The following is a 5,259-nucleotide window of genomic DNA, read 5'->3' as shown; positions in this document are numbered from 1 at the left end:
ATTCTGACAGTCAAAGATAAAATTCTCGATCGAGATGAATACTCCCCTATCGACGTGCCAATTTCGACCGAAAATTTAGAAGATAGCAATTCTTTAGAAACAGCAGAACCATCAGAATCTGCCATTGTCGATCGACAAAATTCGATCGTAAAAGAAGAGTCAAACACAATTGGAGCTGAATTAACTCTAGCCCAACAAGAAATAATCTCAGATTATTATCATAAACCTAGAGAGTTTGCTGCCAAATACCAAGTTAAGATTGCGAATATCACTAAAAATTCAATTAATTCTAATCGAGGAAATGAAGAGAAAATAGTCGTACTAGAAGAAACCAATCGAGGAAATTATTGGATATTTATTTTTGGTGACTGTACTTATTTGGTACCAGTAGAAGATAAATATATCAATCAACATAGTTATACTTCTACTAGTACAATTTTTGCAGGGCATAACTATACCCCTGATTATCATAAGATTCAAGTATTCAAACCAGCGATCGTATCGATCGAACCTAATACCAACCCTCAAACATGGCGACTGCAAGAACAGGGGGAGTTGGTATTCTTATAAATAATCTTTGCTCGATACTTGCTGCTTGTTTATTATTTACCAGTACTTCAAGGTTTGAGAAATCATGGATCTTCCATTATCAGACATATTCATTGTAATAATGTTTGGTCTTTCACTTGACCACACAATATCATATATTTTAGAACCATCTACACACTTGTAAATAATTTCTTTGGAGAGCTTTATTTCATCACAAGCATCGACATCGATAGAAACATCGGTACTCCTTTCGGAAATTTTTAGTCTAGTTTTTCCACTATCACTAGTGATTTTGACGACTTTGAGATCGTTAACAAATGGCTTCTGCAACGGACTTTCATTTTTTGAAGATTGCCCGAAAATAGTGGATAAAACATTATGGATGTGAGACCCAGCAAATATATGAAAAAACAAGTATGATAATGCAAATGCAGGAATATAAAAGACAATATGTATTTTCATAGATTGTATCGTCCTTGCTGAGGATAAATGTTTGAATACCACAAATATATCCTTTGATGCTTCAGTTGCACTCAGCCAATTATCTCAAGATGAAGTATGTCATTTAATACTATCGAAATGACTCAATCCAAACGTCTGCGGTAAGATCGACGTATCTAGAAGCTCCAGATTGAGAGGTAATCGCCCATGACTGCTATTATCCCCACCTCACCACCTGTTATTATCGATCGATACTCATCCGCCACCTGGGAGGATTATCTTCACCGTGTTGAAAATCCTCAGAGTGAATTAGAACGAGTCTTTTTCCATGATAGAGTAATGTGGATTGAGGATATTGGGAATGAAGGTATCAACCATGCAAGATCGAGTAAACTCTTTACAATGATTTTGGGTAACTGGTTTATTAACAAAGGAAAGAGTAAATTTGATTTATTGGGTGGTTGTGGAATAGAGAAATCACCATGCCAAGCTGCTGCCCCAGATGAGATCTTATATATTGATGATAACTTTCCTCAAGATCGATCGGGTGAATCGCGTCGAATCGATCTGAATGAGTGGCGCATACCCGATTTAGTAATCGAGATTGCCGACAACACTTTAGGCAGCGATTTGGATGAAAAGAAACAACTATATTTGATATTAGAAGTTCCTGAATATTGGGTAGTCGATGTGCGCGGAAAACGGGTACTGGCTTTTCGATTAGTAGATGGTAAATATCAGGAATGTATCGAATCTGTTGCGTTGGCAGGATTGCCGATCGAGTTATTAGATCGCACACTAGAACGGATGGATGATGATAATGGTAATGTTGCCATGTGGTTTGCCAATCAAATTCAAAATTTGCCAGCAAGCTCGAATGACTGACGATCTCTAAAATGATGCCCCCAGCAAAACATGGTGGTAGCAGATATCTAATCCCAAGGGGCAGGACGTTCTAACAACGCTGTCAATTGCAGGGGATCTGGTTCCGCTTCTAGTTGGCGTTCAAATGCCTCAAATGTGGCATCGTCAACTAAAAAGAATTTGCGATCGTCGTTAGACGACGCGCCAGCTTCGAGTAAAAAGCTAGTTGCCTCACCATAAGCAGCATCGAGGATAAATTCCGTCCGACTCTTACCCTGAATCGCCGCTGCCCGATCGATCGCCTCTTTTTGGGCATCTCCCACTCGCAGGTTAATCGTACCGCTGCGTCGCGCTGGTTGTTTGGTTTTGTTGGTAGTCATGATTTTTATTAATTTAACATTGAAGTCCCAATCGGCTTGCTAGCAGGATTGGCAGAGTGCGCCTTGTGCTTATAACCGCTAGCATTGGTTCAAATTTGGGCATTATAGAGTTAGATCGATAATTGATTTGACTATGACAGAAGTTCGTACCGTCGCCAGACAGATTCAACAATTAGAAATTTATCTAAATAATCTTGTCTCTGCGCTCACTCGTGGAGAGCTTCCCGTCAATCTCCAACCTGTCACCCAAATTTTCGATAATGCGATCGCATCTATTTCGCCAGTTCTGAATTTATCCCCAGATCGATTCATCGAATTATATAACGATCTGCCGCATTTATTTACAGCTTATGCGATCGATGTTACTCTCAGCGAAGATAGCTTCATTCGTCAAAATGGCGACATTATATTTTATCGCTTTGCACGGGGAAATTATTGGATTATCCCCACCCAATCGCTAGGCGATAAATGCTGGTTGGTACCCAATCCCCTCAAAGGTGGATCGTTCGATCGAATGCCCTCTTTAGCTGCTAGTTTCGATCGAGATCTTAGTTCTCATTCTAATAATAATTGTCTTTTAGTCGCACCCGCGTTAGTTCAACTTCTACCAGTTGTCGAACCACTAACTTGGAAATTAATCGAGCGTGGCAAATTAACCAATACTCAAAATCAAGCATCCGCAGCTCCAGCTAGCATCATTGAGAGTTTAGTAGAAAAATTCGTCAAATTAAACGATCGAACCTTACAGCTCGAAAAAGGATCGATAACAGCAGATCGGATCGAAGTTATAACTAATAAGCAAGAACAATTGCAGTCTATTAGTGCTAAAATCATCGAACAGTTAGCAACAAAACAGCAAGAGATAGAAGTCCTTAAATCTCAACTAGCAGGGTCGAACGATCGAACTACACGGCAAGATCGAGAGATAGCTGCATTGAAAATTCAGATCGGTTCGATCGATACTCAGCAAAGTTCTAGTCCCGGATCTGCGATCGAATCAAAGGAAATTACGTCTTTAAAAATCGATTTAGAAAAGCTCAAAGCTGAGTGTCAACAGCGGCAAAACCAGCAAAACAAAAGCAATCGAGAGCTAGCAGACAATCTGAAGACGATCGTCGCTCAAGAAATTGCCAAGCTTCAGCGATCGATCCCGCCAGAGATAGAAACTATCGAAGCTGAGATTGTTATTCGCGAACCAGAAATACCTGTTAAAAGCTTACCAATCGATCCTAGTGCTAATAGTCAACTATCGCCTTTTGCTAGACTTTACAATAGTGGCAAAGTAGAATTTTTGCGATCTTATATGGTTTCTACTGCAAGTTTAATCAAAAACAACTCCCAAAAGATCGAACTAGTAGAAGATAATATCGGACTGTATTGGATTGTGCCATTCAATAGCACGACTCATTATCTAGTTCCCAAGATCGATTTCCCCGATGATACTCGATATTTGGAGGGATTAAGTTTACTTTTCGATGGTAAGAACGATAGTACCAAATTCATGTTGTTTAAACCAGCAATTGTGACTATTACTAAAGCAAATATGCCCAAGCAGTGGAAGCTAGAACAAAAAGGTTATCTCTAGTAATTCTGAATCATCTCTAAGTTTGCTAGCGATCGTGAGTATTTAGCCGATTTTTCTGCGAGTTTGGCACGATCGCGGGGAATACTACGAAAAAGATAAGTCTCAGATTGTAAAAGTGTCATACTGTAACTTAGTAGGCATTGAGACTGGCACATTAGATTTTGTTGTCATGCATATTCCTGTCGAAATTCTCGCTCGCGTTCGCACTCTGTACGATCGCGGGTTAAACCTGCAAGCATATCAAGTCGCGATTTCCCACGCGCCGTTATCAGATTGGCAAGGTACCGAGGCGCGGATCTTGGCAGGAAGGATGGCGATGCAGTTGGGCGGGCAAAGATTGGGCTATGCATACCATTTACGGGCGGGGCGAGGCGATCGCACTTCACTCGCGGCGACGTATTATTATGCGCGGACGCTGTTGAGTCGGAAGGGGTTGCTGGTAGCTTGGGAGTTCGTGCGATCGAGATCGGAATTTCCAGATGCGACACCGCCGGAATCGGCAGAATGGGCGTGTTTTCGCGGGCAATTATTATCGCATTTTCGCGACTTTGATGCGGCGGGCGAATCGATCGAACGGGCGATTGCCCTCGATCCTCAAAATTACTGGCTATACGTGACTCAGGCTTGGATTTTAGAGGAACAGGATCTCTATTCAGCCGCTCAGGCGATGGCGGAGCAGGCTCTAGAGTTGAAGCCTTACGATACTGCGGCGACTTTGACGATCGCGCGGATGTTAACTTTACTAGAGCGGGATGATGCCGCGCTGGCTCTATTGCAGGAGACGCTTACCAAAACTGAAAGTGGAGCGATCGCGCATACTCTAGCCCAGTTGCAGACTGAATTAGGCGATTATGTAGGGGCGCAGCAGAGTTACGCGCGGTATGCGGAGCGGATGCCGTTACTCGAACCGGGTGGGCAACAGTGGTTGCTCTCCAGACAGGCGGATTTGGCTTATTATTTGGGCGATTTTGCGGCTACCAGTCAGTTAGCGGCGCAGGTGGAGAGTGCTTTTTATCAAAAGATTGCCGAGCGGCTGCGGGCGCAGCCCCTAGTCGGCAAGCGGGTACTGTTACCCGTCGGGTTCGTGCGCCAACATCGGGCGACTTGCGCCCCAGCGACGCTGGCGACGCTGACGCGGTTTTGGGATAAACCGACGGATCATCTGGATATTGCGGCGGAAATTTGCTACGACGGGACGGCACCCGATCGCGAACGCCTGTGGGCGGAGCAAAATGGCTGGATCGCCCGTGAATTTACGGTGACTTGGGAGAGTGCTGTAGCGTTAATCGATCGGGGCATCCCGTTTACCCTGACTACTACCGAGCCGACGAGCGCGCATTTACAAGCCGTCATCGGCTACGACAGCTATCTTCAGCAGTTACTAATTCGCGATCCTTACGATCGCCAGATTGGGGAAGCCTGGGGACCAGAATTTCTCGC

Annotated in this window: 6 protein-coding genes; 4 read left to right on the top strand and 2 right to left on the bottom strand. The window is 43.5% G+C overall.

What is annotated here, in order from left to right; all coding sequences use genetic code 11:
- Positions 1-570, top strand: a 570-nt coding sequence (locus RMO79_RS10660) for a hypothetical protein (RefSeq protein WP_310483129.1), incomplete at its 5' end; no start/stop codon positions are given.
- A gap of 36 nt (positions 571-606) precedes the next feature.
- On the opposite strand, the gene RMO79_RS10655 is transcribed toward RMO79_RS10660, so the two are convergent.
- Complete coding sequence (locus tag RMO79_RS10655; RefSeq protein ID WP_310483128.1) at positions 607-1,011, bottom strand: hypothetical protein; 405 nt, start codon at positions 1,009-1,011, stop codon at positions 607-609.
- A 186-nt stretch (positions 1,012-1,197) separates the two neighbouring features.
- On the opposite strand from RMO79_RS10655, the gene RMO79_RS10650 reads away from it, so the two are divergent.
- Positions 1,198-1,875, top strand: a complete 678-nt coding sequence (locus tag RMO79_RS10650; RefSeq protein ID WP_310483127.1) for a Uma2 family endonuclease — start codon at positions 1,198-1,200, stop codon at positions 1,873-1,875.
- Between the two features lie 47 nt (positions 1,876-1,922).
- On the opposite strand, the gene RMO79_RS10645 is transcribed toward RMO79_RS10650, so the two are convergent.
- Entirely contained in the window at positions 1,923-2,234 is a 312-nt protein-coding gene (locus RMO79_RS10645) for a DUF1778 domain-containing protein (RefSeq protein WP_310483126.1), read from the bottom strand.
- 133 nt (positions 2,235-2,367) lie between these two features.
- On the opposite strand from RMO79_RS10645, the gene RMO79_RS10640 reads away from it, so the two are divergent.
- Together RMO79_RS10640 and RMO79_RS10635 are read left to right on the top strand one after the other, a co-directional pair.
- On the top strand, positions 2,368-3,819 hold the full coding sequence (locus RMO79_RS10640) for a hypothetical protein (RefSeq protein WP_310483124.1): 1,452 nt from the start codon (positions 2,368-2,370) through the stop codon (positions 3,817-3,819).
- Positions 3,820-3,934: 115 nt separating this feature from the next.
- On the top strand, positions 3,935-5,259 hold a 1,325-nt coding region (locus RMO79_RS10635), incomplete at its 3' end, for a C39 family peptidase (protein WP_310483123.1).

The organism is Chamaesiphon sp. VAR_48_metabat_403 (assembly GCF_031422475.1).
Lineage (GTDB): Bacteria > Cyanobacteriota > Cyanobacteriia > Cyanobacteriales > Chamaesiphonaceae > Chamaesiphon.
The sequence above is the reverse complement of the archived record's forward strand: the minus strand, read 5'-3'. Positions and strand labels throughout refer to the sequence as shown.